The organism is Gordonia sp. YC-XJ4 (assembly GCF_059511865.1).
This window is the reverse complement of the sequence record NZ_CM183447.1, coordinates 6,062,050-6,087,543: the sequence shown is the minus strand read 5'-3', so window position 1 is coordinate 6,087,543 and position 25,494 is coordinate 6,062,050. Positions and strand designations below refer to the sequence as shown.

The following is a 25,494-nucleotide window of genomic DNA, read 5'->3' as shown; positions in this document are numbered from 1 at the left end:
CCGGGCTAGAGCCAGCCTCGTTCGCCCGCGATGATTGCCGCGTCGGTGCGGTTTCGTGCGCCGAGCTTGTCGGTCGCCGAGGCCAGGTAGTTGCGGACGGTGCCGTACGACAAGAACAGCGTGTTCGCGATGTCACGGGGGTTCGCGCCCTTGGCGTGGAGTCGCAGGACCTCGGTCTCGCGTGCCGTCAGAGGGCTCGGTCGGGTCGAGATCGCGGCGATCGCGGCGTCGGGATCCACGACCCGTCCCCCAGCGGCAATCGTGCGGATGGCGGCGATGAGTTCCCGCGCCGAGGTGTCCTTGGCGAGAAATCCCGCGACGTGAGCGTCCAGGGCAGCCCGCAGATTGGCGGGCCGGGCATGAGCGGTCAGGATCAGCACCCGACAGGTGGGCAGTGCGGTGGCGAGGCGACCCGCGGCGGTCAGTCCATCCGTGCCCGGTAGATCGATGTCGAGGACGGCAACGTCCGGCGACCGCTCGAGGGCTGCCGGGACGATCTCCGGGCCGGTGGCGACAGCGGCGACCACGGCCAAGTCCTCTTCCAGATCGAGTACCGCGACGAGCGTGTCGCGCAGAATGGCCGAATCCTCGGCGATCAGGACCCGGATCATTCGCCCGCTCCCGTTCCCACCGGCACGCCGGCGACAAGTGTGAATCGGTCATCCTCGACTCGGGCGCTCACCGATCCGCCCAGACGTGTGGCCCGCGCAGCGATATTCGTCAGCCCCTGTCCCCGCGTCACCTCGCCCACGCAGGACGCGCCGTCATTGACGACCCGAAGTGACAGCCAACCCTCCTGGCAGGCGAGCTGTATCCGGCATTCCCGTGCCGTGCTGTGCCGAAGGACATTCGTGACGGACTCTCGCAGGATGGCCGCGACCTCCGATTCGACGTCGGCCCCCGCGGAGACCGTCGCGCAGGCGATCGTGGTCACCACGTCGGAAGTCGTGAGGACGTCCCGGGCGGTCGCGAGTTCGTCGTCCAACTCGAGGCGCAACGTGCCGTTCACGAGGGCGGATGCGTCCGACGTCACCGTGCGGGCCAGGTGCAGCATCTGTACGATCTCGCGTCGTGCTCGTGGCTCGTCGCGATCGAGGAGGGTCTGGGCGAGGTCACTCTTGAGGGCGATGGTCGACAGTCCGAGGCCGAGAGTGTCGTGGGTGTCCTGGGCGATCCGGAGCCGCTCTGCAGTCACGGCGGCCTCGGCCAGCTCTCGTCGGGCCAGATCCAATTCGGTGGCGGTGCGGCTGAATCGCGAGAGACCGTAGATCAACAGACCCGCTGCGGCCAGCGTCGACGCGGCATAGATGGACCAGCGAATCTGTAACGCCACTCCGACGAGATCTGCCGGACCGAGCGCAGTGAGTATCGGTACGCAGATCACGACGACACCGAAGAGTGCCCAGCGGAGCGGGCTCTTGATCAACAACAGGATGCTGCCGCTGAGGAAGGCGAGGAAGACGACGCTCACCACCCCGAAGACCGGGTAGGCGATGAAGCAGAGCACGGCCTGCACTCCCAATGTCCACGGCCAACCCGGCGGCCGTCGGTCGTCGGGGCGACAGCGTGAGTGCCGCAACTGGAGAGCGACCATGACCACCGCGATCGACACCGCGAGCAGCGTGGTCGCCAGGCTTGGTGTGGCGCCCCCTTCGGCCGGGACGATCAGGTTCAGCAAGTACTGACCGGCGAACAAGATCACGACCGCGATGACCACACGACGGGCAAGGGTTGGAGTGGTCCGATCGATCCGATCGGTCGCATGGGCCGGCGACTCGGGCAGATCGATGGCGATCCGCCGCGCCGACGCCGCGGCTGTGCGCGCCGCATCGCCGGCCTGTCGCAATTCGTCCCGTTCGACATGCGGTGCCCCGGCGAGCGCCTTGCGAACATGCGCCCGCACGTCGCCGAGGTGGTGCATGATCCGCATGCGGACATCGGTCGCCGCAGCGACTCGCTGCGCCGTCACCGCCGCCTCGGCGAGAGCTTCCCGAGTGGCGGCGAGGCCTTCCACCAACTCCGAGAGCCGGGTCAGGCCGAACACTCCCAAACTGACGTTCCCGAAGACGATCAGCAGCCACCCGGCCGCGTTCACCGCCGGTCGGTACGGCAGACCCACCACCAGCCACAGGGCGAGTTCGCCGGCCGCGACGGCGCCGAAGACCCACCAGCGCCACGGTGGTCGGACCACGAGCAGCACCAGGGCGCCCAACAGCCCGGAGACCCCGCCGACCCAGTGATCTCCGAAGAGCGCAAAACCGAGGTAGGTCACCGCGGCCTGCCCGAGTAGCAAGCACCGACCCCACCGTCGCCAGGGAGCACGTGCCCAGCCGCTCGCGTACCAGAACGGCAGGACGAAACACAGTGCGACCACAGGCATATAGCGGAGATCGGGGTGCTGGTTCGCATCGGCGAGCTTGCTGATCAACAGGCTTCCCAGATACGCCACCACCAGTGGCCTGGCCCCCGACGCCGCGCCGGGAGCGAAGTCCGGGCGTGGCCGATCCGAGCACTCCGCAGCGGCCCGCGGAGAGTCCCCGCCGGGCACATCCTTCGCGATGCTCGGCTGCACGGTTCAACTCTAGGACCGGCACGGGGCTCGGTCAGGGTCCATTCGGCAGTCGTGCACTTTGCACGGTTGCCGAGTGCACAACGCCCGGAGCACTCCTGCGCTCGGCCACTACTGCCCGCCACCGCTGCCGCGCAGAGTGAGGATGTCGCACGATCCGGACGTGCGAGGACCAACCAGCGAGGAAAGGTACAGGCCAATGAGCAAGGTGATCTGCGGATTATCGGTATCGGTCGACGGCTACATCACCGGACGCGACGCGCGCGCCGGGCACGGCCTCGGCGCGGGCGATGAGCTGTTCAACTGGTTCGGCAGCGGTGAGGTGCCCAGCAGCGTCTTCGAGGGGTTCCACCTGAGCCCGCAGAGCGCGCCGTTCTTCGACGCACTCGCCGGCCGGGTGGGTGCGAGCCTCGCCGGCCGAACCACCTACGACCACTCCGAACGATTCGGAGATGTCGGCGCCCCGCATCCCACCGCACCCCTGTTCGTTCTCAGTCACCGGCCCGCACCCGCGATGGGTGACCGCCAGCGGCTGATCACCACCGGGATCGAGGAGGCAGTCGCTGCCGCGAGCGAGGCCGCTGCCGACAAGGATGTCGCCCTGATGGGCGGGGTTCTCGTCACCGAAGCGCTCAAGGCCGGCCTCGTCGACGAGCTGATCCTGCACCAGGTGCCCGTCCTCCTCGGCGTCGGCAGACGCTTCTTCCACGAATTGCCCGAGCACATCGCCCTGCGGATCGTCGACGTGGTGACTGCCCCCGACGTCACCCACCTGCACTACGAGGTGCAGCGATGATCCTGGTCACCGGCGGCCTCGGAATGATCGGCGCCCACACCGCCCGCGCTCTGGCCGACCTGGGCAGGCAGGTCGTCGTCACTGCTCACAAGCGCACCGACGTCCCGGCGTTTCTCGATGGCCGCGTTGCCGTCGAGGCCCTCGACGTCACCGACCGCGACGCCGTGCGCGAACTGGGACGCCGTCACGACATCCGTGACATCGTGCATCTGGCGGGTACGGTCCCGGGCGAGGACCCGATCGCGTTCTTCCGCAACGACATGGCGGGGCTGTTCGCACTACTCGATGCCGCGCGTGAGTGGAAGGTGCGTCGCTTTGCGGTCGCCGGCAGCCTCGGTGTGTACGCCGGTCGGCCGGAGGTGCCGTGGACCGAAGACCTCGCCCTGCCGACGGTGCCGTCGCCGCATTTGATCGTCGGCTTCAAGAAGGCCGCCGAGCCGATCGTCCTGAACGCACTGCTCGGCACCGACATCCAGCCCGTCCTGTTACGGATCGGCAGCATCTGGGGACCGCTGTTCGATCCGTTCTCACCGTTCGAGGGCATCGTCACCTACATCAGCGCGCTACTACGCGGACAGCGTCCCGCGCCACTCGACCCCCATGGCGGCGGAGATTGCTGCTACGCGCCGGACGCCGGGCGAGCGATCGCGCTGCTCATGACGGCGCCCGACCTGCGGCACGACGTGTACAACGTCTCCGGCGGACAGACGTATCGGAATCAGGAACTCGTCGACGCCCTCCGCACGATCAACCCGGCGTGGCCGCTCGAAATTCAGCCGGGAACGTCTGAGCCGCAACCGATCCCGCACCTCGACGTCACCCGTCTGCGAGCCGAGACCGGATTCGTACCCGCCTACGACCTGCCCGAGGCCATTGCGGACTATCTCACCTGGCGCCGCACCCATTCCCGCTGAAGGAGCGCATCATGCTCGATCCAGAAGTCCGTCACGTTCTCGATGGCGCATCCATCGCACACCTCGCCACCGTCGGAGAAGATGGTTCACCCCATGCGGTTCCGGTCTTCGTCGGCACCGAAGACGACCAGATCGTGATCTTCACCGGACCACACTCACTCAAGGCCAGGAACCTGCGTCGCGATCCGCGGGTCGCCCTGTCCATCGCCCCGACCGACAATCCATTCCACCCCATTGCAATCCGTGGGCACGTCGTCGCCTGGCTCGACGGCGACCGCGCGTGGCAGATCATCGACCGGATCGCCATGAAGTACACCGGCCGGCCCTACTCCCGCGACCGCACGGTGGCACTCATCGAGCCGGACAGACAAATCGTCGGTGTCCGATGACGTTGGTGTCCGATAACCGCCGAGGTGGGTGAGATGCGCCCGAGTGGAGACAGCACGGCACCCGGCGAACGTCTCGCCGGGTGCCGTTGCCCGTTACCGGATCAGAACGTCACTGGATCAGAACTCGGTCCACAAGGTCAGCGGCTTGGGCAGTGTCTTGTTGTACGACACCCAGACTCGGCCGTTGGGGTGGCTTGCGGCCTCTTTGACCATCGCCTGGGCGCTGGTGTAGACGACGTAGCCCTTACCCGGGACGTAGAACGTCTTGTACCGGGAGTCGCGGTCCGGATTGGCGTACCAGTACGGGCGCAGCTGCGGGGTGTCGAAGATCGACTCGACCCCGCTGGCCGCGATCTGCTTGGTTTCGGCGGGGGTGAAACCCACCCACACTCTTGTCGGTGTGTCCCGAACGTCAGCCGCACTCGCGTGCCCGCCCCCGATGAGTAGCAGCCCGGTCACGGCAGCCAGTGCCACCAGTAGGCCCACAAGTTTCTTGTGCACGTCAACAACCTCCCCTTGTCGCTAGTACTCACGACGTGAGTACAACTGATTGAGAATTGAACATAGCAAACTCTCCGCAATCTCGCAGATCCCCGCGTCCGACGACCCGGCAACTTGTCGTGCGTGGGCCCGCTACAGTTGTCAGCCATGACGACGCACGTGGATGCCACCAGCCCGGATCTGATCACCGTGGACGTGCCGACGCACTGGTACAACCTGGCAGCCGAGCTCGACGAGGCGATCCCGCCGCACCTGCACCCGGGCACCAAAGAGCCGGTCGGTCCCGACGATCTCGCCGCGCTCTTCCCGGCAGGGCTGATCGCTCAAGAGGTGTCGACCGAGCCCTACATCGAGATCCCCGAGCCGGTTCGGGAGATCTACCGGATGTGGCGGCCGTCGCCGCTGATTCGCGCGCGACGGTTCGAGGAGTCGCTGAACACCGGTGCGCGGATCTATGTCAAGTACGAGGGCGTCAGCCCGGTCGGCAGTCACAAGACCAATTCGGCTGTCGCGCAGGCCTATTACAACTCCGTCGACGGAGTGCGCAAGCTGACGACAGAAACCGGGGCGGGCCAGTGGGGTAGCGCGCTGGCCTTCGCCGGAGCGCAGTTCGGCATCGACGTCGAGGTGTGGCAGGTGCGTGCGTCCTACGATTCCAAGCCGTACCGCGGATATCTGATGCGGACCTACGGAGGGACGGTGCACCCGAGTCCGTCCGACCTCACCGAGGCCGGCCGCGCGATGCTCGCCAAGGACCCGAACACCACCGGGAGCCTGGGCATGGCGGTCAGTGAGGCCGTCGAGGTCGCCGCGACCCACGACGACACCCGGTATGCGCTCGGCAGCGTCCTCAATCACGTTGTGCTCCACCAGAGTGTCATCGGCCAGGAGGCCGTCGAGCAGCTCGCCGGCGTCGAGCCGGGCGGCGCCGACGTCGTCTTCGGTTGCGCCGGAGGCGGATCGAACCTCGCCGGTCTCTCGTTCCCGTTCCTGCGGGAGAAGCTGGCCGGACGGTCGAATCCGCGGATCGTTGCCGCCGAACCCGCCGCCTGCCCGTCGATCACGCAGGGTGAGTACCGGTACGACCACGGTGACGTCGCCGGACTGACCCCGCTACTCAAGATGCACACGCTCGGAATGGATTTTGTGCCGGACCCGATCCACGCCGGTGGCCTGCGCTACCACGGCATGGCGCCCGCGCTGAGCCACACCGTCGAACTCGGACTCGTGCAGGGCATCGCGATCGCCCAGCGCAAGGCGTTCGAGGCCGGCGTCCAGTTCGCGCGGACCCAAGGCATCGTGCCCGCGCCGGAGTCGACGCATGCCATCGCCGCAGCCGCGGCACACGTCGCCGACGATCCCACCGAGCAGGTCATCGTCATCGGATTGTCGGGCCACGGTCAGCTCGATCTGCCCGCCTACGCGGAGTTCCTCGACGGCATGATGGCCTGAGTGCTTCTCGACCGGTCACACGTGTGACACGCACCGCCGGAGTCGATCTCGCGGCCGCACCGGCATCGACCGCGGTCGCGGTGATCGACTGGTCGGCAGGCGTCGCGCGGCTGGTCGAGCTGGTGACACCCGCCGACGATGCGACTATCCGGGCCCTGGTGGCCGGGTCGGCGCGGGTGGGGATCGATTCGCCGTTCGGGTGGCCCGAGGAGTTCGTCGACTTCGTCGTCGCCCACCACCGCGGCGCGACGCCGACCGGCAGCGGGCTCGACGCGATCGACCGCCGACGTCCCTTGGCATTTCGGCGCACCGACCGGTTTCTCGTCGAGCACGGACTGGGACGGCCATTGAGCGTGTCCGCCGATCAGATCGCCCATGTCGCGTTCCGCTGCGCCGGGCTACTGGCCGACCTCGGCGTCGTCGATCGTGTGGACGGCTGGGCAGTGGAGGCGTATCCCGCAGGCGCTCTGCGACATTGGGGCCTGCGTTCCCGCGGCTACAAGCGGGCGGGCAACCGGGAGTCGCTGGCCGATCTCGTGGCGGCGCTGCAGGACGCTGCCGGGTGGCTCGATCTCGGCGATCACCACGCGCTCATGTGCCGTGACGACAACGCCTTCGACGCCGTCGTCACCGCACTCATCGCCCGTGCCGCGCAGCTGGGGCACACTCGTCTACCGGACGACGCCGACCGATCGGTGGCGCTGCGGGAGGGCTGGATTCACGTTCCCGACTGCTCGTTGGATGCGCTTTGCTCGTCGGGGTGAGCCGGAACCAGCACCGTGGCAAGCGGTCTCGAGGCTCGCCGCACGCGGCTCGCACCTCGACCATCGAGTGGGGAGGCCTTCTCCCCGGTGGTCGAGGTGCACCTCCACCCCAGCGGGGGCTGTCCTCCCGGTGGTCGAGGTGCGTAGGAGCGATAGCGACGGAGCCTCGAGACCCCGTGCGCCGATGGGTATCCGGCCACGGCACACCCTTACCCCAGCGGCAATCGCATGATGACCCGCGGAAAGCCGTTGAGCACCGACGTCGTGTCGGAAGCCTTGACGAAACCGGCGGTCTCGAACATGGCGCGGGTGCCGACGTAGGCCATCGTGAGGTCGACGCGTTCGCCGCGGTTGTCCACGGGGTTTGCCTCGACCGCTGGTGCGCCCCGATCCCGTGCGAAGTCGACGGCACCGGCGATGAGTGGGTGCACGAGCCCGGTCGTGCGGTGACCCGGCCGGATCCGCGCACACCAGAGAGACCAGTCGTCGAGGTCGTCGACGTGGGGGAGATCCTGCGGTTCGTCGCGAAGGTGGTGCGATCGCACCTCGCGGCCTGCACGGTCATGACAACCAGCCTCACCCACTCGGCGTGCAGGTGCAATGGACAGCACTCAAGCGCTTGTATATTTCTGAATCTGAATCTAGCATCAGAAAAGTCGAGCCCAACTCGCGCGCCCATTCCCCTCACCCGAAAGAGGCCTCACATGGCGATGATGACCAGGGACTCCTACGTCGCGTCCCTCGACGACGGTCGCCGGATCTTCGCCGAGGGGGAGCAGGTCAAAGATCTCTCGCGGCACCCGCAATTCGCCACCGCCATCGAACTCGTGGGCCAGGGTTACGCCGACCATTACCGACCGGGCGATGATGCGAGCGGTCCGTACTTCGACATCCCGCGCAGCCCTGCCCAACTCAAGGAATTGCTGTCGGACCTGCTGCACTGGGACATGGTCACCGTCACCACCAGCCAGGGCTTGCTCGCGTTGCTGACCGCGGCCGCCCGCATGCGCGCCGATCACCCCGAGGCGTCCGCACGCATCGAGGACTACTTCGACTACTGCCGGCGCAACGACCTGCGCTGCGTGCAGGCCATCACCGACGCCAAGGGCGACCGTCGGCTGCCGCCGGGGGCGCAGGAGGATCCCGACGTCTACACGCGGATCGTCGAGCGCCGCCCCGACGGCGTCGTCATCCGTGGCGCCAAACTGCACATCTCGTCGGCGGCGGTCTGTCACGAACTCGTCGTCATGCCCACCAAGAACATGAAACCGGGCGAGGAGGATTACGCGATCGCATGCGCGGTGCCGGTCAACGCGCCGGGCGTGCGCATCGTCAACACCAGCTACGCACCCCGTGAGCGCGAAGGCGACTTCCCGGTCAGCGCGAAACACAATATGCCCGAGGGCTTCATCATCTTCGACGACGTCTTCGTCCCCGCCGAGCGGGTCTTCCTCGACGGTCAGGTCGGCCATTCGGCGACCTTCGCCCACGCGCTCGGACTGTGGGAGCGTCTCGGCGGAACCGCCCACATGTCGGAGTTCGCCGATCAACTCGTCGGGCTGGCGCAGCTGATCGCCGAGGCCAACGGCACCGAACGCATCAACCACATTCGCGAGAAGATCGCCGAAATGGTCATCTACGCCACCATGGTCCGGTCCGGCCTCGAGGCGGCGATCGCCAACGCCGAGGAGAGCCCGGAGGGCTGGTACTTTCCGAGCGAGCTCTACACCAATGCCGCGAAGCATTACGCCGCAGCCGATTACAGCCTGATGGTGCGACATCTCCATGACATCGGCGGCGGCTCGATCCTCACCGCACCGTCGACCGCCGACCTCGACAACGACGAGGTGGGCCCGCTGATCAAGAAGTACATGCGCACCAAGGACGGCATCGACGGCGATTACCGCACCAGACTGTTCCACGCCATCCGCGACTTCACCGCCGACGCCTATGGTGGCTGGCAGCTGGTGACGATGCTGCAGTCCGGCGGCGGACTCTACGCGCAACGTCTGGTGGCACGCAAACACTACGACATGGACAAGGCCAAGCGCGCGGCTCTGGAGCTCGCGGGATTGGCATGACGCTCACCGGGATTCCCACGGGGCTCGACGCCTTCGCCCGATATCTGCGGCGTCGCCTCGCAGACATGACCGGTGAGTTCTGTTCTGAGGTCAAAGATCCCGACGCCGGTGAATCCGGAGGCGACCGGATCGCGGCGGTAGAAGAGCTTCGTGCGGGTCACGAGGAGGTGGTCGCGCGGATGCGCCGACTGCAGGGGGCGCTGTTCGACGCGGGTGTCGCATGGCCCGGCGGGCCGGTCGAACTCGGCGGTCTCGGGCTGTCCGCGGCACACGACGAGGTCCTGGAGAATGTCCTCGACGAGCTCGGATTCCCGTCCCGCGAAGCACTTTTCGTCGGATTGAACATCGTCGCGCCGGCCCTGCTCCGACACGCGCCCGCGCACTTGCGTGACTCCGTGCTGCCCGCGCTGTTCCGGGGCGATCTGATCGGCTGCCAGCTGTTCAGCGAGCGCGCCGGATCGGATCTCGCGTCTGTGACCACCCGTGGGGTGCGTGACGGTGACGACTGGGTGATCACCGGTCAGAAGGTGTGGACCTCGATGGGCCATCTCGCCGACGTCGGCGAGGCCCTGGTGCGCACCGATCCCGAGGCGCCCAAACACGCCGGCCTCACCATGTTCCTGCTCGACATGCATGCGCCCGGGATCACGGTGCGCCCGATCCGGCAGATGACCGGTGGAGCGGCGTTCAACGAGGTCTTTCTGGATGGGGTCCGGGTCTCCGACAGCCGTCGGATCGGGGGGATCGGTGAGGGCTGGGCGGTGGCATCGACGAGCCTGGGTAGCGAGCGGTCGACGATGAGCGGACCCGGTGGCCCGCTGACGCCGGTCGTGATGGCGCGGCTCGTCGAGTTGGTGCGCCGCCTCGACGCCGAGGCGGATCCGGTCCATCGGCCGCAGATCGCGCGTACCGTAACCGCAGTGACCGCCATGCGTGCCGCGGCCGGGCTCAGCCCCGGATCGTGGAGCCACCGGATGGCGCCGGTCAGCGGATCGGTGCTCAAGTTGCTGATGGTCCGCGCCGCCGACGAGATCGCCCGCCTGGCAACCGAAGTGCTCGGGGAGCGGGCATTCGTCGACAACGGTGACCCCGACACCTTCGCGTGGTCGGAATTCATCCTCGGCGTCCCCGCCCTGCACCTGGCCGGCGGCACCGACGAGATCCAGCTCTCCGTGATCGCCCAACGCGGACTCGGGTTGCCCCGCCGATAGTTTCCGGCACGACCGTGCCGCACCACCCACGAAGGAGTGTCGAGATGGAGTCGTTCATCACCCACCGCAAGGGCCGGACGCCTCGTCAGGTTCACCGCGACGTCGAGGACCTCAAGGACGACGAGCTCGGCCGCTACGGGTTCACCGGGCGAACCGCACACCTGTACCGCCGCAACGACCCGACGCAGTACCGTGCCGTCGGAGATCTCGCCGGGGTCGACCGCGCGACAACGGATCTGACGCCGACCGATCAGATCGACCCGGCCGGTGAGCCGCTGCTCATGTTCCACAACGCCGATTGTCGGATCTCGCTGTCGCGTCGAGACACCGTGGCGCCCTTCTACACCCGCAACGTCGATGGCGACGAGTTGATCTTCGTCCACGACGGCACCGGTCATTTCGAGACAGAATTCGGGCGTCTGGCCTACCGCCCGGGCGATTGGGTCTACCTCCCGAAGGGCACCACCTTCCGGCAGATCCCCGACGATCGCTGCCACTTCCTGATCATCGAGGCCACCGAGGAATACCGGGTCCCCGACGCAGGCGTGCTGGGACGTTTCTTCCCGTTCGACCCGTCGTTGGTGGTCGTGCCCGAGGCGGAGGTGTTCGGCGACGACGGGCGCGAAGAGTACGAGGTGCGGTTCCGGCAGCGTGAGGGCGCCACGTCGCTCTTCTACCCGTTCAACCCGCTCGACGTCGAAGGCTGGCGCGGAGACAACTTCGCGTTCACCTTCAACATCGAGGACTACGATGTGATCACCTCCGAGACAGTGCATCTGCCACCGACGGTGCATCTGTTCATGCAGGCCACCGGCGTGTACGTGATGAACTTCCTGCCCCGGCCCGTCGAGGGCCGCCCGGGCACCGAACGGTTGCCCTGGTATCACCGCAACACCGACTTCGACGAGATCGCCTTTTATCACGGCGGCAGCGTCTTCGGCATCGACATGCCGCCCGGTCTGATTTCGCATGCGCCACAAGGAATCCACCACGGCATTCCCGAACGCGCGCGCGAACGAGCCCGGCGCCGATTCGAGGTCGACCAACGCGTCGAATGGCAGGTCATCGCGATCGACACCCGTCTTCGACTCACCGCCACCCCGGTGATGACGGCCGCAGCTGCCGCCGAGGTCGCCGCGGAGGCACAGGTATGAGCCCCACGGATTCGACGGCGCGCAAATTCGACTACGACCGCATCCCGTATCTCGTCGTCTTCGACGACACCTCGGCCTACCGGGACACCTACGGCGGTGTCACCGAGAGCGTGGTGCTCGAGAGTTATCTGTTGCAGCCCAAAGGAATCAGCTCGGACACCGTCATCGTGTTCATGCACCCCATCGGCGGTGGAGCCTACCTACCGATGACCAATGCGCTGGCCCGCGCCGGGCACCACGTCATCTACTGCAACAGCCGCTATCGGGGTGTCGACAGCGCGTTGATCATGGAGAAGGTCGTCCAGGATCTCGGCGCGTGCGTCGCCGATGCCCGCGATCGGCTCGGGTACCGCAATGTCGTTCTCGCCGGGTGGAGTGGCGGCGGAGCGTTGTCGCTGTACTACCAGCAGCAGGCGCAACATGCGACGGTCACCGCGACCCCCGCCGGCGAGCCGCCCGATCTGACGCAGCTCGATCTGCCTGCGGCGGACGGGATGATGTTGCTCGCCGCACATGTCAGCAGGCACGGCACGCTCACCGAATGGATGGACCCGTCGATCCTCGACGAGACCGATCCCGACAAGCGTGATCCCGAACTCGATCTCTACAACCCGAACAACCCGAATCAGCCGCCGTACACCGACGAATTCCTCACCCGATACCGTGCGGCCCAGATCGACCGAAACCGGCGCATCACGGCGTGGGTGCGCGAGCAACTCGAGGATCTGCGGGCCAAGGGAGAACCGTTGATGGAGCGGGGATTCGTCGTGCACGGCACCATGGCCGACCCCCGGTGGCTCGACCTCACCCAGGACCCCAACGACCGTGAACCGGGTTGCTACCTCGGCGACCCGAGGATCGTCAACATGGGACCGGTGGGTCTGGCCCGCTTCACCACCTTACGGAGTTGGTTGTCGCAGTGGAGTTTCGACGACGCCAACGGCGATGGTCCGCGGTGTGCCGCCGATCTGGCCGTGCCGACGCTGGTACTCGGCAACAGCGCCGACAACGCGTGCACGCCGAGCCACACCCAACGTCTCTACGACGCCGTCGGCCACCCGGACAAGCAGATGCGCACCATCGTCGGTGCTACCCACTACTATTCGGGGCGCGCGCAGCTGCCGTACCTGAAGAAGGCGGTCGGCACCATCACCGAGTGGCTGGGCGAGCGGTCATGGACGAGTCTCTGAGCAGCACCCGTCCGGCCGGCACCACACCCGACATCTCACCGGACGAGGTGCGTGCCGCCCTGCGCGATTACTTCGCGACCCGTCCAGGTCTCGACGAGGTACGCCGCACCAGGGATGGCCGGCAGCCGAGTGGATTCGACGAGAGCAGCTGGCGGACGCTCGCCACGGACGTCGGGCTGTGCAGCTTGGGAATTCCGCCGCGGTGGGGTGGTCTGGGTTTGGGTCTGGATTGTTTGGTGGCCGCCGTCGAGGAGTGTGGAGCCGCTCTGTATCCAGGACCGGTGCGGGCCGCCGTGCTCGCGACTTGGGCGCTGGGTGAGGGGGCTCTGGGGGAGGGGGCGCTGGGTGGCCTCACTGATGCCGTCGACCTCACCGGAACCATCGACGGTCTACTCTCCGGAATGGTCGTCCCCGGGTCGACTCTCGGCACCGAAATCACAGAGCCGCAATCTCTGCCGCTCTGGCGTGCCGGCGCGGCGACCGGTGTGCTCTCGGCACTGTCGCACGGTGTTGTTGCCGGGCTCGCGGTCACCGAGGTGCGCACCGACGACGGCGTTGCCGCCGCGCTGGTGGTACTCGACGACTCCGCCGACCGGAGATCCCGACCCACCGTCGACTTTGCACTGCCGCGCGCCGATGTGACCGTCACCGATGCGCCGGCCCTGCTCGTCACCGAGCCCGGCGATGATGCTGCGCTGCAACGATTCCGCGATGCGTCCGCGCTGCTGCGGGCCGCCGAGCAGGTCGGCGGCGCTGCGGGGTGTGTGTCGTTGATGGTCGAATACGCCGGAGTGCGAGAGCAATTCGGCCACCCGATCGGCAGCTATCAGGCCATTGCGCACCGTTGCGCGCAGACCGCGGTCGACGTGGTCGGTGCCCGCGGACTGGTGACCGCGGGCGCCGCGGCGCTGGACCGTGCGACGTTTGCCGACCCCGATACCGCAGTGCACCTCGCGTCATTGGCCCATGCCGCGGCCGGCGAGACCTATCTGGCGGCGTCGAGCTCACTCATCCAGGTCAGCGGTGGCATCGGATTCACCTGGGAACACGACGCGCACCTCCACTTTCGGCACGCTCGAACCCTCGCGGTGGCCGGCGGAACCCCGGCGGAGTATTACGATCGTGCGGTGTTGGACGGATGCCTGGACCTCGTGACCTCAGGAGTGGGAGGCAACGAAGCCGTGAATCCAGTCGAGATGGCGAGCGGGTAGGCCGGGTGCTCCCAGACGGGCGTTGCGCCCGTGGAGAAGTGGCGAATCGTCCGGGAGGTGGAGCACGTCGGCGGTGGTGATCGAGGCGTACTGCACCCGCCGGGTGCGGTCTCGCCGGAGGTCCTCATAGCCGGCGCGCGCGGCGTCGAGATCGGTGCCCGCGGCGAGTTGGTCGGCGAGGACGATGGCGTCCTCGATGGACTGGTTGGCGCCCTGACCGTGGTGCGGGACGAGGGCGTGCGCGGCGTCGCCGAGTAGTGTGACGCGGCCATGGTTCCACCGCGCGAGCGGCGGGCGGTGGAACAACGCCCAGCGATCCCCGACAGGGGCCGCCTCGACCATCTCCGTCACCGCCGGATGCCAGCGCGAGAAACGTTCCATCCGTTCGGAATCCGTGGCCGGATCCGTCCAGGCAGGATACGGCCACGGTGCCGGGCCACGTTCGACGAGTAAGAAGTTATGTGCGCCGGATCCGATCGGGTAGTGCAGCAGGTGACCACCGGGCCCCATCCAGAACTGGATGGCCGCGGGGTCCGGTAGTGACCTCAGGTGCGACGGGTCGACGATGCCACGAAAGCCGGAACAGCCCGAGTAGAGGGCATCGTCGTAGCCGAGCACGAGTCGTCGAACGGTGGAGCGGGCACCGTCGGCACCGATGACGAGATCGGCTGCGGCGGTGGAGCTGTCGTGGAAGGTCAGAACCGCCTCGGTGCCACTGTCGTCGATGCCGGTGAGCGTGCGGCCCAGATGCAGGGTGTCGGGACCCACTGCCTCCGACAGGATGGCCTGGAGATCGGCCCGGTGCACGCCGGCGTAGGGCGCGCCGTAACGCCGGCGGTACTCCTCGCCGCCGTATTGCCGGCCGATGACCTCGCCGGAGCGGCCGTCACGGAAGATCAGCTCGGGAATCTCGGCCCACACCTTCGCGAACCGGTCACCGAGTTCGAGCCGACCCTCATAGAAGCGCGTCGCGTTCGCCGACAGCGCGACGGCTGCACCGACCTCCCGGAGTTCCTCGGTGCGTTCGTAGATCTCACTCGCGATGCCATGGCGCCGAAGCGCGAGTGACAGCGTCAGGCCGCCGATACCTGCACCGATGATTGCGATGCGTGGGCTGTGCACGTCTCACTCCTCCGCTCGGCTACCGCCGAGCAGAGGACACCTTCGGTTGCAGTGGCACCGTCGCCGCCTCGACAAAGCTCGCAGCGAGTGTCGCGGGTGAGGACAGTTGCGCTTCATGGCTGCCAGGCGTCCGCAGCACCAGCGAGCCTGCGGGGAGGCGCTCGGCGAAGCGTTCCCAACCGTATTCGCCTGGGGGCAGCGCCAAATCGTCCTCGGCGAGCAGATACACCGAGGGAAGTGCGAGCCGCGCCCAGTCATCGAGGTCGAGCGAGTCGTTCATGGTGTGGAACGGCTGGCGTTCGAGGAGCGGGTGGATGACTCGCTGGACCTCGGCGCCGACGTCCTGCATGAACGCTGCTGCGAAGACCTCGAAGGGAAACATGACCGAGTTGTCCCGCGACGACTGGGCCGAGGCCCGGAACATGTCGCCGTAGGCCGGTGGGCACAGATCGATCAGCGATTCGCCCGTGAGCGGAACGAACGCGCTCCAGTAGACGAGTCGGTCGATCCGGTCGGCGATCGCCGCGGCAGCGCCGGACACGGGGAACCCGCCCCAGCTGTGTCCCACGAGAACGATATCGTGCAAGTCCCGCGCCGCGACGTAATCCACAAGCGCTGCAACGGAATCCGATAGCCGAACCTCTGCTCGCGCGTCTTCGGCGCCGAGCCCCGGCAGCGTCGGCGTGTAGACGGTGTGACCCTGTTCGCGCAGGATCTCGGCGACCGGTCGCCATGACCATCCGCCATGGCAAGCACCGTGGACGAGAACGAATGTGGACATATGCGACCTCTCAGCTGTGATCCACCCCATACCTCTGCCACGCTAGGTTTGCCATCCATGTAAGACAAGGACGGAATATCGGACTATTCATACGGTCCGGCGATCAATGCCGAAAGCGGTGCCGGTCGCGATCGATGTGGCGTGACACGCGGTCGATCCCACACGCGGTCGATCACACACTCAACGCCGACCTCTTGACCTTCCCGGTCGCCGTGCGCGGCAGTTCGTCGAGGAACACCACCGACTTGGGAACTTGGAAGCCCCCGAGACGCTCGGTGCACCAAGCGATCACTTCGACATCGCTGATCGGTTCCGTGGCGACCACCGCCACGCACACCCGTTGGCCCCAATGCGGGTCTGGCGCGCCGAACACCGCGCATTCCTCGACACCGGGCATCGCAGCGAGGACCTCCTCGACGACCTGCGGGTGGACGTTTTCCCCACCGGTGCAGATCATGTCGTCCGAACGGCCCTGCACATACAGGTAGCCCTCGTCGTCGAGAAAGCCGATGTCACGGGTGTTGAACCAGCCGTCGACGAGCACCCGCGCAGTGGCATCGGGATTGTCGAGATAGCCACGGGTCACACAGGGCGAGCGAAACCACAATTCGCCGGACTCGCCGGCCGCGAGTACCGACCCGTCCGGACCGCGGACCTCGACATCGATACCGGCACCGGGTTTTCCGGCCGACGACAGTCGCTCGGGGTGATCGCCCAGGTGATCCTCGACCTCCAGAAAGGCCACGCCGCCACCGGTTTCGGAGAGACCGTAGACCTGTGCGAACTCGCAGCCGAGGAGTCCGATGGCGTCACCGAGCAGTTGCTGGGTGATCGACGAGGCGCCGTAGCCGACGTGCTGCAGCGACGGAAGCGCTCGAGGGTGCTCGCGGAGTTCGCCGAGAAGAGAGTGGATCAAGGTGGGCACCATCAAGATGTGGGTGATGCCGTGCTCCACGATGGCATCGGCGATGCCCGCCGGAGAGGTGTCGGCGATGTAGACCAGCCGCATCCCGATGTACATGCCGTAGTTGGCCCAGGTCGCCCCGGCGGCATGGAAGTTCGGTGGGATCACCAGCGCTCGGGAGTTCTCGTCGAAGCGGTGGACGGCTGCATAGGGCAGCGTCGCCTCGATCGCGCCGCGGGTCAACGGCACCGCCTTCGGGTGTCCGGTCGATCCCGAGGTGAAGTAGATCAGCGCCTCGTCGTCGGCGTCGGTATCGATCGCCGCACGATCGACGCCGGCATCACCCGCCGACACAATGGGCGGCCACATCTCATCGTCTGGAGCCACCACGGTTCGGCCCGGAACATCCAGGGCGGCAGCAAGTTCCGAATAGTGCGCCTCGTAGACCAGGTGGGCGGGACGCACCGCCTGCGTCATCGCGGCGAGATCCGCCGCCGGCAGACGGAGATTGAGCCCGACGATGGACGCGCCACGGCGCCACGCGGCCAGCACGGTGATCGGATACGCGGCGACATTCGGCCCCAACCACGCCACCCGATCACCGCGCCCGACGCCCTGTGCCGCCAGCGTCGCGGCCAGCCGGTCGGCGGCCGCATCGAGATCGCTCCACGTGAGGTACCGACACGGGTCGACGACGGCGATGTCGTCGGCGTGCTCGCGGGCACGCCGACGGACCGCGGCATCGATGCTGTCGTGGATGATGGCCTGTGCGGTCATGGCGGTACCTCCGAACATGCTGATTCTGAAACTGAGTCTAGATTTAGAAACAGTTCCGCGTTCGGTTACGGTCAGATCGGCCGGTCCCGTAATCTCCAATCCGGATTCACGCGCGGCGTGACCACCGGCATGAACGGACACAGAGAGAGCGGCGATGGCGACCAAGCGCAAGGGTGAGCGCACCGAGGGGGCGCTGCTCGACGCCGCCCGCGAGGTGTTTGCCGAGCAGGGCTATTTCAACGCCAAGATCGCCGACATCACGCGCGCGGCGGGCCGTTCGCCGGGATCGTTCTACAACTACTACGAGAACAAGGCGCAGTTACTCGACGCCCTCCTCGACCAGTTCACCGGTGAGGTGATGGAGCAGTCGATGGCCGCGATGTCCGACGACCCGTACCAGAGTGTGCGCGGTGCGGTCACCGCGTACTGGACGACGTCGCGCCAGCATCTGCCGGAGATGATCGGGCTGACGCAGATGGCGATGACCGACGAGAGGTACGCGCAACGTGCGCGCGAGATGCGCGCGGTCGGGATGCGCGGGGTCATGACGCACCTCAAGCGTGCCCGCAAGGCCGGCCATCTGGCCGGCATCGACCTGCCGACGATGGCGTCGGCGATCATCTCGATGCTCGAATCCTTTTGCTGGACATGGCTGGCGGGCAACGGTGACATCGGTGTCGAGCCGCCCGACGACGAGACGGCGATCGCCACCATGACCGCGCTGTGGTACGGCGCGATGTACGGCCCGACGGACTGACGTCAGGCCGGATCGCGTGCGTCAGGCCAGATGCCGTGCCGCGTGCGGCACCGCATCGCGTGGGGTCTTGCCCTGGAATCCGTCACCGATTGCGCGCAGCTTCCACTCCCCGTTCTCACGGGAGATGACCGCCATCGTCACCCCGGTGAACGCCATCCCGCCGGCAAGCGTGAACCGGGCCAACTCGGCGCCCGTGGTCTCGTCGACGAGGCGGCAGTAGGCGTTGTCGACCTCCTGGAAGGTCTGCCCCTGATACGAGGTGACGGTGAAGACGAGATTGTCGATGGCCGGGTGAATCGCGGTCAGATCGACGTTGATCACCTCGTCGTCGCCCTCGCCCTGACCGGTCAGATTGTCGCCGGAGTGCACGATCGAGTTGTCGTCGCTGCGCAGGCTGCCGTAGTAGACGACGTCGGCGACCTGCCCGCGGCTGAACATGAGCACCGAGGCGTCGAGGTCGATGTCGCGTTGGCGTCCGCCGAAGAAGCCGCCGCGCTTGATCGGGTCCCATCCGAGGCCCATGCGGATGCGGGTGAGCGCGACGCCACCGTCCTTGCGCAGCGACACCTTCTGGCCCTTGGACAGATCCACGCGCCGATTCTTGGTCAGGCTGACCTCGCCGGGCGCGCTGGGCGGTGCCGGTGCCGGTGTCGGTGCCGGGGGAGTCGGCGGCACCGGAGGTGGCGGGGCGAATCCTTGCGGCGCGGGACCCTGCGGAGTGAATCCCGGTGGTGGCGGGGCATATCCGGATGTCGGCGCGGGTGGCGGTGGCGGAGGTGGGGTCACCGGGGCGGCCGGCGTCGGGGCCGGCGCATCGTCGACCGAGACGCCGTGATCGCGTACGAGGTCGGCGAATCCGCCCGCGTAACCCTGGCCGACCGCGCGGACCTTCCAGCCGGCGCCGCGGCGGTACAGCTCGAGCGCCACGACCACCGATTCGGAGGAGAGCCCGTCGATCGTGTACGTGAACAGTTCGGTGCCGCGGGCGTCGGTCACGTGGGCGACCAGAGCCCCGAGTCGGCCGAAGCTCGACGACGCGTCGTCGAGGGTGATCACCGCGCGTACGGCGTGGATGTCGGCGGGCACCGCGTCGGTCCGGACCCGCAGCACGGGTCGGTTCGTCGGATTCTGCAGGTCCACGCCCGGTCCGGTGGGCTGGTTGTAGAACACGAAGTCGGCGTCGGTGCGAACCGTCATCGCGTCGGTCACCAGCAGCGCCGACAGATCGGCCGGAGCTCCCACATCGACGGAGACGAGGACCTCACTTCCCGGCAGTGGTGCGTTCTGGCCCTTGGTCAGTACGGTCATGTCCCCATCCTGGCATCCGCGCCGACACGGGCGAGGAACCATTCGACGATCTGCTCCCCGCCCAGGGCACCGGGATCGGAGGTGATCGTCAGATCGGGGCGCGTCCAACCGATCTGCTCGAGTTCGCCGTGGCACGGTCGGACGGCTGCGTCGGCGTAGGTGAGCAGGTCGATGTCGAGGCGGCCGTCGCCGGCGGCGTAGACCTCGTTCTCGGTGGCCAGCGTGCCGTCGTCGACGAGCCGCTCGCGGACGTGGGCGAGTGCCGCGGACTTGGTGACCTCGCGCGGCAGCGCGTAGATCTTGCGGCCTTGCTGCGAGACCGTCCACTCCCGGGCCGCGCACCAGGCGCGCCAGTCGTCGAGGAAGGTCGCAGGCTGGCCGTCGAGGTCGACGACGATGTAGCAGAACAGATCGTCGGCGGTGCGCAGCGAGCGCACCCAGCCGTCGTCGATGCGGGCCGCCAGCCCGGCCGTCACCTCGGCCAGCGGTGCCGACGTGGCGGCGACGCGTCGCTCGATGTGGGCCCGCCACGCCGCGTCGTCGGCGCCGTCGCACAGCACGCGGCCGCCGCTGGAGACGACCGCATGGCGAAACGGACTGCCGGGCAGCGTGATCCGCCCGAACTGCGCCGGCGTTCGGGTGGTCACCGGGATCACCGGCACCAGCTCGGTGAGCTGCGCCAACAGGCCGTGGGCCCGGCGGGTCATGTACGAGAGCGGGGCGTCTTGATAGATCTCCACACACACCGGATCGACGTCGGCAAACTGGCTCTCGCCCATCGCCGTTCGGGAGTAGATCAGGGTGCGATCCAGGTCGGTGGCGACCAGACCGGTGGCGAACTGTCCCGGGGTGGCAGGGCCGCTCACGCATCCTCCTTGACGAGCCCAACGCACGAGTAGGCCAGATCAGAGCGCACCTCGACGGGAACCCCGCGTTCGGCGGCGAGCACCCGGATGTGGTGGTGTTCGGGCAGATCCGGCTCGCGGACGAGAACCATCCACGGCACGCGCCGCAGGAGCACGCGGGTGGTCTCGCCGACACCGGGTTTGACGAAGTTCACCGAAGACACCCCGTACTCGTCGCGTAGGCGCTCCATCGACGCCCAGCCGGACCACCGCGGCTCTCGATCACTGTCGAGGATGCGCTCGATACTTCTCCGGACGTCGGGCTCCACCTCGGCGAAACGCTCGGACACGGTGTCCAGGAACAGGTTCGACACGTCGAATTCCCGGAGGTGTTGGTAGAACTTGGCGCCGTGGAACTCCCCGGGACCGATGTGGTCGGCGTTGAGCACCGTGCGCGACACCAATCCCGACACCGTCGAGTTCAGACACGCCGAGGCGATGAGGAAATCGTCGCGGGTGCCGTAGGTGCGGGTACACGACCCGGGATCGGCGAGGACGGCGAGCTCGTCGGCCAGCCGCGCGCCGCCGGCACGGGCGTAGGCGTCGAGGGCGTCGGTGAGTTCGCGCGCGATCGCGCCCTTGCCGGTCCACCCGTCGACGAAGACCACCGACTCGGGGCGGTGCCGTGCGGTGATGTGGTCGAGGGCGACGGTGTCGATGCCGCGGTCCCGCACGATGGAGATCGTGTAGTGCGGTGCGTCGAGGCCGTGCGCGAAACGTATCCACCGCCGCATCAGGATGCCGACGGGGGTGCCCGCGCGCGCCAGTGACACCAGCGTGGGCTGCCGGTCACGTTCGGCGACAACGAGTTCGCTGACCACTGCGGTGGCGTGCGCGAGCCGGGCAGCGGACTCCCGCAGAGCCGTATGGAACAGTTCCTGGTATTGCGTGCCCGGCTGGTACTCGATCGGTAGGGACTCGGCGTAATGGGCGGCGCCGGACTGGATGCGACGCTCACGCTCGGCCAGCTCACCTTCGAGCGCCACGTGCGAGAGGTCCTTCAGCAACCAGGTGACCTCGTCGGGGTCGTACGACCCGAACGCGGGCCCGCGCAGCGGCGGTGGTGCTGGTGTGGTCATCGGGGCCCCTTGCCGGTCGGGAGGATCGCCAGGCACACGTCGTGGCCTGCGGCGGTCACCACGTCGAGCAGCCCGCCCGGCGCGCGCAGCAGGTCGGTGTCGGCGGGGGTGTCGATGACCATCACCACTGGTGCGCCCGGCACCAGGTTGTAGACGAAACGGGGTGTCCCGGGGTCGGATTCGGGTGCGGTGAACGTGAACCCGCGACGCAACGGGTAACCGTCGACGTCGCGGACGTGTGCCGGTGAGCGGGTGGTCGTCTGATATCGCGTCGGGATGCCACGCCGGTCGAGTTCCTCGGCGAGACACAGCGGCAGGTACATGAGCTCCTCGTGACCGACGACCACCACCTCGAGCGCCGGATCGAGGTGGTCGGCCACCGCCGCGGTGGCGTCGGCGACCGCATGAGCGAAAGCCTCGGAATCGCTGTGCGCAAACCCATGTCGGCCACCGTCGGGTACGCCCGTCGGCCACGGAAGAGCGATCTCGGTGACGCGGCCACGTCGGTCATCGACCGGGTTGAGTGGGTCGGCAACGCTGTCCCACACCGCGTCGACGAGCCCCTCGGGCAGCTCGATGCTCCCGTCCGCGAGTGCGACGTGATCGATCCGGACGCCGAGTTCGGCTGCGACGCGCGCGGATTCGGCACGGTGGGCATCGGTGCGCATGTCCACCAGTGACGCCACCACATACCGGTCGCGGGGGGTGATCTGCTGCAGCGCGGTGATCGCACGCAAGGCGGTCGAGCCGGTGGAGATCTCGTCGTCGACGAGTATCACGGGCGCCGCCGGGTCCAGTGACAACAGTTCGCGCGAACTCGGTTGCAGCAGATGAGTGGTGGCGTGCGAGTGGCCCTCCTCGAAGGTCCCCGACACCCGAACACCGGCGATGTGTCGCCGCGTGGAGTGCAGATACAGTCGCGCCGAACAGCGGTGAGCCACACAATGTCCGAGGCCGGTCGCGGTCTCGGCGAACCCGAGCACCGTGGCACGTGCGGCGAGGTCGGCACCGACAAGGTCGATCACGGCGTCGCCGAGGGTGTCGGCGGCACCACGAACCCGGGCGGGCGGGGTGGGGATGTGCTTGCCGAGCACCGTCGACACCAGCAGGTGCGCCCGCCGACGGTTGCGCCGCAGCCCGAGGATCACCAGATCATCGGTACCGGTCATCGACACCCCGAACTGTTCGGCCACCCAGTCCGCGGGCCGCGCGGTGGTACTCGTGTGGCTCGGTGAACTCACGCGGCGTCCATCGCGGTGAGCAGGTCGACGAAGTTGACGCCGGGTGCGGTGACGCCGAATGCGGCGGCCCGGTCCATCACCCGTTCGGCCCACTTGCGGTGCGGTTTCATCTCATTCATCTTGTTGCGGTACGCCGATGCGGCCACCCCGCCGGTCGTGCCGGCCAGGATGTCGACCGCGTCGTGGTACTCCTCGTGGGTCACCACGCTCAACGCGTGCACCGGTGCCACATGTGCGGGGTGGATGACGGTCTTGCCGTGCATGCCGTTCGCGCGATCGAGAGCGATCTCGCGGAGGAGGCCGTCGATGTCGCGGCTGACGAGCTGCTGGCGGAACCACACCGCGTCGTGATCGCGGAACGGGGTGGTGCGCAGTTGCGGGGCGAAAAGGCGCTCGTGGTCGGCGAAGTACTCCCACACCGGCCCGGTGATGACGTGACCGGTCCCGTCCGCGCGGCCGAGGATGTTGACGACGCAGGCGATCGCGTCGGCCGCCACCCGCACGTCGTAGATCGTCAGATCGCGGTCGCGCCGGATGCCGAACAGCCCGCACATGTCGGTGGCGCCGATCCGCACCGCCAGCACCTGATCGCGATGATCGTCGAGAGCTGTGGCAATGGTGGCCAATTCGTCATCACGCGACTCCCGGTGCACCAGCGCCGCCGATTCGAGCACCGGCATCGCCCACAGGTGAACCCCCAGACGTCGCGCGGACCGATCGATCTCCTGCAACGCCGTATCCGCCTCGCCGGCACAGAATTTCGGGATGACGAAGCCGGAGAGCGCCCCGGCGGACTCGAGCTTGGAGGTGATGGAGGAGATCTGGGAGACCTCCCGGACCCGCACGAACAACAACATCTGCCCGGCCGCGGAGCCGTCGAGTTGGTGCAGGGCGGCGACGGTCGCGTCGATCGCCTCGTCGGAATGCTCGTCGGCGACGGCGTCCTCGAGGTCGATGACCATGGAGATGACGCCCTCTCGATGACGTCGTGCGATGACCTCGGCCAGGTCGGGGCGGGTGGCCGGAACGTAGAGCGTCGCACCCAGGGCGACGGCGGTGCGTTGCGTCGACCACTGGGCCGTGATCGGCTCGGGCCGACGCAGGAACAGCCGGTCGAGGACGTCGGGAGCGAGCTGGTGAAAATGCCTCGGGCCGGTGACTTCGGCCGTCGAGTCGGTGAATTGATTCGTCGAGTCGACACCCCGCGGCGCGGTCGTGGTCATCGTGCGGCCACCTGTCCTCTCATGCGGTCGACGATCTCGACGATGCGCTGGTCCACGGCACGCAGCTGTGTCAGATACGACCAGTAATCGGGGTGAACTCGGTCGAGCACCCCCCGCGCCCTCGAGATCCGGTCGGCCTGAGCATCGAGCACCGAGCCCCATTCGTCAACCAGAGCGTTGTTGACCGCGAAGTGTTGTGCGTCTCGTAACCGGAACCGCACCCGCTGCTCGGTGGCCGCCGGATCGGCGCGCACCTCACGCAGCAGTCGTAGCCGGTCGCCGACGGCATCGACGGCCTGCTCGGCGGCGTCGAGATCGTCGCGGGCGGCCTCCGCATCGTCAATGGCCTGGTCGGGCATAGTGCGCAAAGCGGTCCGGGCCGCTTCGAGGTGGGCGTCGGCGGCCCGCAAGTGCTCGCGGATGACGGCGTCGGAGTTCTGCAGATCCTGCGAGCAGTCCCCACTGAACTCGCGTCGCAGGGCCGAGAGTTGGTCGGGGATCTGAGCCTGGCGGGTCTCGATCGCGCTGCGGCGGGTGTCGACCGACCGGATGACGCGCAGGGCGCGGTCGGCGAAGCCGGGAGCGTCCGACAACGCCGACCCGACGCGGTCGGCGGCGGCGAGCACCGCCGTCGCCGCCGACTTCCGGGAGCGGATGCCATCGGCGCTGCCGAACGAGATCGTCGCGTCACGCAATGCGTCGGCGGCACGGGAGACGGTACGCAGCCCGAGGAGCTCGGGTGGGGCCTGATCGAGTGCGGTCGCCGACGTGGTCGCCGCGACCCGCGCGCGTTGCTCGAGCACGCCGAGTTCGGTGATCGAATGCCGGGCGCGATCGAGTTCGGCGGCGTGGGTCTGCCCGAAGCGGGTCATCTCCTCGGTCATCGCGCCCAGCGCGTCGGTGCAGCGTGTGAGCTCTTCGACGCCCGGGCGTGGTCCCTCCGGCGCGCCCGCCGCGGCCGAGAGTCGGAGATACTCGGCGGTCACCTCTGCGTAGCGTTCGCGGACCGAGGTCCACTGATCGCGGACGCGGGATCGGGGATCGAGATCGTGTGCGGTCTGCACCGCGGAGTCGATGTCGGAGAGTGCGGATTCGGAGGCGAGGAACGCCGACGTCATTCGAGTCGTGTACGCATCGAGATCGGCTTGTGCACGTGAGCTGGCCC

At 67.7% G+C, this 25,494-nt stretch carries 23 protein-coding genes and 1 pseudogene; 11 read left to right on the top strand and 13 right to left on the bottom strand.

Features of this window, described 5'->3' with window-relative positions:
- Positions 1-5: 5 nt before the first annotated feature.
- Both AC5ZH6_RS27335 and AC5ZH6_RS27330 read right to left on the bottom strand, forming a co-directional pair.
- Complete coding sequence (locus AC5ZH6_RS27335; RefSeq protein ID WP_006373211.1) at positions 6-611, bottom strand: response regulator transcription factor; 606 nt, start codon at positions 609-611, stop codon at positions 6-8.
- Entirely contained in the window at positions 608-2,572 is a 1,965-nt protein-coding gene (locus AC5ZH6_RS27330) for a sensor histidine kinase (RefSeq protein ID WP_006373210.1), read from the bottom strand. The genes AC5ZH6_RS27335 and AC5ZH6_RS27330 overlap by 4 nt, the downstream gene beginning before the upstream one ends.
- 196 nt (positions 2,573-2,768) lie before the next feature.
- Between AC5ZH6_RS27330 and AC5ZH6_RS27325 the strand changes: the two genes are divergently transcribed.
- From AC5ZH6_RS27325 to AC5ZH6_RS27315, 3 genes are read left to right on the top strand one after another with little or no spacing between them, the layout of a single operon-like run.
- The gene (locus AC5ZH6_RS27325) at positions 2,769-3,365 is read left to right on the top strand and encodes a dihydrofolate reductase family protein (RefSeq protein ID WP_006373209.1); all 597 of its coding nucleotides are present in this window, start codon (positions 2,769-2,771) and stop codon (positions 3,363-3,365) included.
- Positions 3,362-4,279 carry an NAD-dependent epimerase/dehydratase family protein gene (locus tag AC5ZH6_RS27320; RefSeq protein ID WP_094601416.1) on the top strand — a complete coding sequence of 306 codons (918 nt, stop codon included), beginning with the start codon at positions 3,362-3,364 and terminating at the stop codon, positions 4,277-4,279. Before AC5ZH6_RS27325 ends, AC5ZH6_RS27320 begins: the two co-directional genes overlap by 4 nt.
- A gap of 11 nt (positions 4,280-4,290) precedes the next feature.
- Positions 4,291-4,668: a TIGR03618 family F420-dependent PPOX class oxidoreductase gene (locus tag AC5ZH6_RS27315; protein ID WP_006373206.1), complete on the top strand. Its 378-nt coding sequence runs from the start codon at positions 4,291-4,293 to the stop codon at positions 4,666-4,668.
- Between the two features lie 117 nt (positions 4,669-4,785).
- On the opposite strand, the gene AC5ZH6_RS27310 is transcribed toward AC5ZH6_RS27315, so the two are convergent.
- Positions 4,786-5,169: a hypothetical protein gene (locus tag AC5ZH6_RS27310; RefSeq protein WP_006373205.1), complete on the bottom strand. Its 384-nt coding sequence runs from the start codon at positions 5,167-5,169 to the stop codon at positions 4,786-4,788.
- Between the two features lie 147 nt (positions 5,170-5,316).
- Here AC5ZH6_RS27310 and AC5ZH6_RS27305 point away from each other — a divergent pair, with 147 nt between their 5' ends.
- Both AC5ZH6_RS27305 and AC5ZH6_RS27300 read left to right on the top strand, forming a co-directional pair.
- Positions 5,317-6,621, top strand: a complete 1,305-nt coding sequence (locus tag AC5ZH6_RS27305) for a TrpB-like pyridoxal phosphate-dependent enzyme (protein WP_035728935.1) — start codon at positions 5,317-5,319, stop codon at positions 6,619-6,621.
- A gap of 23 nt (positions 6,622-6,644) precedes the next feature.
- The gene (locus tag AC5ZH6_RS27300) at positions 6,645-7,385 is read left to right on the top strand and encodes a DUF429 domain-containing protein (RefSeq protein ID WP_006373203.1); all 741 of its coding nucleotides are present in this window, start codon (positions 6,645-6,647) and stop codon (positions 7,383-7,385) included.
- A gap of 209 nt (positions 7,386-7,594) precedes the next feature.
- Here AC5ZH6_RS27300 and AC5ZH6_RS27295 read toward each other — a convergent pair.
- Positions 7,595-7,920 (bottom strand): annotated as a pseudogene (locus AC5ZH6_RS27295) (GNAT family N-acetyltransferase); the annotation flags it as partial.
- Between the two features lie 169 nt (positions 7,921-8,089).
- Between AC5ZH6_RS27295 and AC5ZH6_RS27290 the strand changes: the two are divergent.
- Genes AC5ZH6_RS27290 through AC5ZH6_RS27270 form a run of 5 tightly spaced genes read left to right on the top strand, consistent with a single transcriptional unit; the run spans position 8,090 to position 14,232 of the window.
- Entirely contained in the window at positions 8,090-9,466 is a 1,377-nt protein-coding gene (locus AC5ZH6_RS27290) for a 4-hydroxyphenylacetate 3-hydroxylase N-terminal domain-containing protein (protein WP_006373201.1), read from the top strand.
- On the top strand, positions 9,463-10,677 hold the full coding sequence (locus AC5ZH6_RS27285; protein ID WP_496168054.1) for an acyl-CoA dehydrogenase family protein: 1,215 nt from the start codon (positions 9,463-9,465) through the stop codon (positions 10,675-10,677). Before AC5ZH6_RS27290 ends, AC5ZH6_RS27285 begins: the two co-directional genes overlap by 4 nt.
- 44 nt (positions 10,678-10,721) lie before the next feature.
- Positions 10,722-11,831, top strand: coding sequence for a homogentisate 1,2-dioxygenase (locus tag AC5ZH6_RS27280; RefSeq protein ID WP_006373199.1), 1,110 nt, complete (start codon positions 10,722-10,724; stop codon positions 11,829-11,831).
- Positions 11,828-13,021 carry an alpha/beta hydrolase family protein gene (locus tag AC5ZH6_RS27275; RefSeq protein ID WP_094601414.1) on the top strand — a complete coding sequence of 398 codons (1,194 nt, stop codon included), beginning with the start codon at positions 11,828-11,830 and terminating at the stop codon, positions 13,019-13,021. The genes AC5ZH6_RS27280 and AC5ZH6_RS27275 overlap by 4 nt, the downstream gene beginning before the upstream one ends.
- Positions 13,006-14,232, top strand: coding sequence for an acyl-CoA dehydrogenase family protein (locus tag AC5ZH6_RS27270; RefSeq protein ID WP_240524042.1), 1,227 nt, complete (start codon positions 13,006-13,008; stop codon positions 14,230-14,232). Before AC5ZH6_RS27275 ends, AC5ZH6_RS27270 begins: the two co-directional genes overlap by 16 nt.
- Here AC5ZH6_RS27270 and AC5ZH6_RS27265 read toward each other — a convergent pair.
- The 3 genes from AC5ZH6_RS27265 to AC5ZH6_RS27255 all read right to left on the bottom strand — a co-directional run bounded on the left by AC5ZH6_RS27265 (position 14,179) and on the right by AC5ZH6_RS27255 (position 17,816).
- Entirely contained in the window at positions 14,179-15,354 is a 1,176-nt protein-coding gene (locus AC5ZH6_RS27265; protein WP_094601413.1) for an FAD-dependent monooxygenase, read from the bottom strand. The genes AC5ZH6_RS27270 and AC5ZH6_RS27265 overlap by 54 nt on opposite strands.
- 19 nt (positions 15,355-15,373) lie before the next feature.
- Positions 15,374-16,135: an alpha/beta fold hydrolase gene (locus AC5ZH6_RS27260; protein WP_094601412.1), complete on the bottom strand. Its 762-nt coding sequence runs from the start codon at positions 16,133-16,135 to the stop codon at positions 15,374-15,376.
- 172 nt (positions 16,136-16,307) lie between these two features.
- Positions 16,308-17,816, bottom strand: a complete 1,509-nt coding sequence (locus AC5ZH6_RS27255) for a class I adenylate-forming enzyme family protein (RefSeq protein ID WP_240524041.1) — start codon at positions 17,814-17,816, stop codon at positions 16,308-16,310.
- A 154-nt stretch (positions 17,817-17,970) separates the two neighbouring features.
- Here AC5ZH6_RS27255 and AC5ZH6_RS27250 point away from each other — a divergent pair, with 154 nt between their 5' ends.
- The gene (locus AC5ZH6_RS27250; RefSeq protein ID WP_006373193.1) at positions 17,971-18,573 is read left to right on the top strand and encodes a TetR/AcrR family transcriptional regulator; all 603 of its coding nucleotides are present in this window, start codon (positions 17,971-17,973) and stop codon (positions 18,571-18,573) included.
- Between the two features lie 21 nt (positions 18,574-18,594).
- Here the strand turns inward: AC5ZH6_RS27250 and AC5ZH6_RS27245 are convergent, their stop codons facing one another.
- The 6 genes from AC5ZH6_RS27245 to AC5ZH6_RS27220 form a co-directional block, all read right to left on the bottom strand.
- Positions 18,595-19,881 (bottom strand): TerD family protein, encoded by a 1,287-nt coding sequence (locus AC5ZH6_RS27245; RefSeq protein ID WP_094601410.1) that lies wholly within the window; start codon positions 19,879-19,881, stop codon positions 18,595-18,597.
- Entirely contained in the window at positions 19,878-20,660 is a 783-nt protein-coding gene (locus tag AC5ZH6_RS27240; protein ID WP_043457389.1) for a haloacid dehalogenase, read from the bottom strand. The genes AC5ZH6_RS27245 and AC5ZH6_RS27240 overlap by 4 nt, the downstream gene beginning before the upstream one ends.
- Before the next feature lie 83 nt (positions 20,661-20,743).
- Positions 20,744-21,865 carry a cysteine protease StiP family protein gene (locus AC5ZH6_RS27235; RefSeq protein WP_014362047.1) on the bottom strand — a complete coding sequence of 374 codons (1,122 nt, stop codon included), beginning with the start codon at positions 21,863-21,865 and terminating at the stop codon, positions 20,744-20,746.
- Positions 21,862-23,106 (bottom strand): phosphoribosyltransferase family protein, encoded by a 1,245-nt coding sequence (locus tag AC5ZH6_RS27230; protein ID WP_043456881.1) that lies wholly within the window; start codon positions 23,104-23,106, stop codon positions 21,862-21,864. The genes AC5ZH6_RS27235 and AC5ZH6_RS27230 overlap by 4 nt, the downstream gene beginning before the upstream one ends.
- Complete coding sequence (locus AC5ZH6_RS27225; RefSeq protein ID WP_094601409.1) at positions 23,103-24,329, bottom strand: HpcH/HpaI aldolase/citrate lyase family protein; 1,227 nt, start codon at positions 24,327-24,329, stop codon at positions 23,103-23,105. Before AC5ZH6_RS27225 ends, AC5ZH6_RS27230 begins: the two co-directional genes overlap by 4 nt.
- The gene (locus tag AC5ZH6_RS27220) at positions 24,326-25,447 is read right to left on the bottom strand and encodes a hypothetical protein (protein ID WP_094601408.1); all 1,122 of its coding nucleotides are present in this window, start codon (positions 25,445-25,447) and stop codon (positions 24,326-24,328) included. Before AC5ZH6_RS27220 ends, AC5ZH6_RS27225 begins: the two co-directional genes overlap by 4 nt.
- Between the last annotated feature and the right edge of the window lie 47 nt (positions 25,448-25,494).

Bases quoted from the DNA above. Each gene is read 5' to 3' on its own strand.
- AC5ZH6_RS27270 (WP_240524042.1), top strand. From the start codon at position 13,006: ATGGACGAGTCTCTGAGCAGCACCCGTCCGGCCGGCACCACACCCGAC.
- AC5ZH6_RS27260 (WP_094601412.1), bottom strand. From the start codon at position 16,135: ATGTCCACATTCGTTCTCGTCCACGGTGCTTGCCATGGCGGATGGTCA.
- AC5ZH6_RS27225 (WP_094601409.1), bottom strand. From the start codon at position 24,329: ATGACCACGACCGCGCCGCGGGGTGTCGACTCGACGAATCAATTCACC.
- AC5ZH6_RS27285 (WP_496168054.1), top strand. From the start codon at position 9,463: ATGACGCTCACCGGGATTCCCACGGGGCTCGACGCCTTCGCCCGATAT.
- AC5ZH6_RS27315 (WP_006373206.1), top strand. From the start codon at position 4,291: ATGCTCGATCCAGAAGTCCGTCACGTTCTCGATGGCGCATCCATCGCA.
- AC5ZH6_RS27250 (WP_006373193.1), top strand. From the start codon at position 17,971: ATGGCGACCAAGCGCAAGGGTGAGCGCACCGAGGGGGCGCTGCTCGAC.
- AC5ZH6_RS27290 (WP_006373201.1), top strand. From the start codon at position 8,090: ATGGCGATGATGACCAGGGACTCCTACGTCGCGTCCCTCGACGACGGT.
- AC5ZH6_RS27320 (WP_094601416.1), top strand. From the start codon at position 3,362: ATGATCCTGGTCACCGGCGGCCTCGGAATGATCGGCGCCCACACCGCC.
- AC5ZH6_RS27280 (WP_006373199.1), top strand. From the start codon at position 10,722: ATGGAGTCGTTCATCACCCACCGCAAGGGCCGGACGCCTCGTCAGGTT.
- AC5ZH6_RS27255 (WP_240524041.1), bottom strand. From the start codon at position 17,816: ATGACCGCACAGGCCATCATCCACGACAGCATCGATGCCGCGGTCCGT.
- AC5ZH6_RS27235 (WP_014362047.1), bottom strand. From the start codon at position 21,865: ATGACCACACCAGCACCACCGCCGCTGCGCGGGCCCGCGTTCGGGTCG.
- AC5ZH6_RS27305 (WP_035728935.1), top strand. From the start codon at position 5,317: ATGACGACGCACGTGGATGCCACCAGCCCGGATCTGATCACCGTGGAC.
- AC5ZH6_RS27275 (WP_094601414.1), top strand. From the start codon at position 11,828: ATGAGCCCCACGGATTCGACGGCGCGCAAATTCGACTACGACCGCATC.
- AC5ZH6_RS27335 (WP_006373211.1), bottom strand. From the start codon at position 611: ATGATCCGGGTCCTGATCGCCGAGGATTCGGCCATTCTGCGCGACACG.
- AC5ZH6_RS27220 (WP_094601408.1), bottom strand. From the start codon at position 25,447: ATGACGTCGGCGTTCCTCGCCTCCGAATCCGCACTCTCCGACATCGAC.
- AC5ZH6_RS27325 (WP_006373209.1), top strand. From the start codon at position 2,769: ATGAGCAAGGTGATCTGCGGATTATCGGTATCGGTCGACGGCTACATC.
- AC5ZH6_RS27245 (WP_094601410.1), bottom strand. From the start codon at position 19,881: ATGACCGTACTGACCAAGGGCCAGAACGCACCACTGCCGGGAAGTGAG.
- AC5ZH6_RS27240 (WP_043457389.1), bottom strand. From the start codon at position 20,660: ATGGGCGAGAGCCAGTTTGCCGACGTCGATCCGGTGTGTGTGGAGATC.